This window comes from Flavobacterium araucananum (assembly GCF_002222055.1).
In the GTDB taxonomy this organism is placed as follows: Bacteria; Bacteroidota; Bacteroidia; order Flavobacteriales; family Flavobacteriaceae; genus Flavobacterium; species Flavobacterium araucananum.
The window spans coordinates 1-2,051 of sequence record NZ_MUGS01000070.1; the positions used below are offsets into that span (position 1 = coordinate 1).

2 protein-coding genes are annotated in these 2,051 nt (G+C 34.7%); both read left to right on the forward strand.

All coding sequences use genetic code 11. The features are described 5' to 3' along the window. Window positions 1-1,236, forward strand: a 1,236-nt coding sequence (locus tag B0A64_RS22890) for an SH3 domain-containing protein (RefSeq protein WP_244285473.1), incomplete at its 5' end; no start/stop codon positions are given. A gap of 49 nt (window positions 1,237-1,285) precedes the next feature. After that, window positions 1,286-2,051 (forward strand): 3-methyl-2-oxobutanoate hydroxymethyltransferase (gene panB / locus B0A64_RS22895; RefSeq protein WP_244285474.1); only part of this gene is annotated, 766 nt, incomplete at its 3' end.

The following is a 2,051-nucleotide window of genomic DNA, read 5'->3' on the forward strand; positions in this document are numbered from 1 at the left end:
AATTCGTGGCAAAAAAATCTTCCAAAAAATTATTTCATGAAAAAATACCACTTTCTATTTGCCTTATTATTATGTTCGGTTTTATCACATTCTCAAGATCGTTATTTTCTAAATTCAGATACAAGATTATATACCTCTAAAAACACTTCGTCAGACTTTTTAGGATATTTTAAATATGGTGCCGAAGTACGCTTACTTTCAGGAAATGAAAATGGCTGGTACAAGGTAAAAGCAGATAATTTATCTGAAGGTTATGTTCCTGAAAACTTCATTGCAGAAAGACTAAATGCCAAAGATATTCAAACAAAAGACAGCGAAAACCCAATTATAGAAGTTGGTGACGGTTATTATGGCAGCAATCATCTTTTTGTTCTGGTTGCCGGTTTAAAAGCGAGGGCATTACCTGATAAGAACTCAAAAATCAGAGAAATTTTATATACAGGAGATCCTGTTGCTATAAATTATTTGCCAAAAAACCCGGACGAATGGGTAAATATATATGGCCGTATTGATGAGGAATATGCCCAATTTACGCTTAGAAAGTTCATAGGAAAAAGACCTGATTTTAATGCATTACTAAAAGAATTTGATAAACTGGATGTTAGTAATATCAGTGAACGAAAAACTGTTGGCGAACGCATTGTTGAACTCGCCTGGAATAGCGAAAAAGCGACTTTGGCAGCCGCATATCAAAGATATTATGAAGTTGTAAAACAGTTAAATGATCCTAAACTTCTAGCCGATACAGAGCTAAATATGGTTATAGCCAAAGGAGTTGCCAAACAAAAAACACCGGAAGAAATCCTGGCTTTTGTAAAAAAATCAGAATTTGTTTTGAAAGGAGTAAAAACCAAATCATTATTCTTTACCCAAAAAGATTTAGTAAAAATATTTGGAAAACCAGTAAAAAAAGCAACTGTTAGCGATGAGTGCAGTGTTTATCTAAGTGAACTTTTTTACTATTATCCGGATTTAGAAGTTTCTGTCGACGAACAAAAAAATCAGGCCGAAATAACAAAAGTTTTCATTAACGAAAACAATAAATTTGTACTTAATCCAACCACCACATTCGATAGTTCCTTGTCTGAAAAAGCATTTATCGAAAAATACGGTGCTTATATCGGTGCGTCCATAAAAGCACCACATTCTTACTCTATACAATTTGATGACAGCGAGTTTAAGATCGATTTTAAAGATGGAAAGATATTTACCATCGAAATATTCTTCTATTGCTGATTTCAATTTATAATTATTCAATACTTTTACACCTTCAAAAAAACATAAAATGTCAGTAGCAAAAAAAGATTATAAAAGAATCACAACAAAGTCATTGATCGAAATGAAAAGCAACGGAGAAAAAATCTCAATGCTTACGGCTTACGATTATACAATGGCAAAAATTGTTGACACCGCAGGAGTCGATGTGATTTTAGTGGGCGATTCAGCATCAAATGTTATGGCGGGTCATGAAACGACGTTGCCAATTACTTTAGATCAAATGATTTATCACGCTTCGTCTGTAGTTCGTGCTGTCGAAAGAGCATTGGTAGTGGTAGATTTACCTTTTGGAAGTTATCAGTCTGACCCAAAAGAAGCCTTGCGTTCTGCTATTAGAATCATGAAAGAAAGTGGCGGACATGCTGTAAAACTTGAAGGAGGAAAAGAAATTAAAGAATCTATCAAAAAAATATTAAATGCCGGAATTCCGGTTATGGGACATTTGGGTTTAACGCCTCAATCGATCTATAAATTTGGTACTTACAGCGTTCGCGCAAAAGAAGATCAGGAGGCCGAAAAACTAATCGAAGATGCAAAACTTCTTGAAAAAATAGGTTGTTTTGGTATTGTATTAGAAAAAATTCCTGCGCATCTGGCAGAGCAGGTTGCCAAAAGTATTTCGATCCCGGTTATTGGTATTGGTGCAGGTGGTGGGGTCGACGGGCAAGTACTGGTGATACATGATATGCTGGGAATGAATAATGAATTTAGCCCACGTTTTTTACGTCGTTATTTAAATTTATATGAAGAAATGACAAAAGCAATTGGCCAAT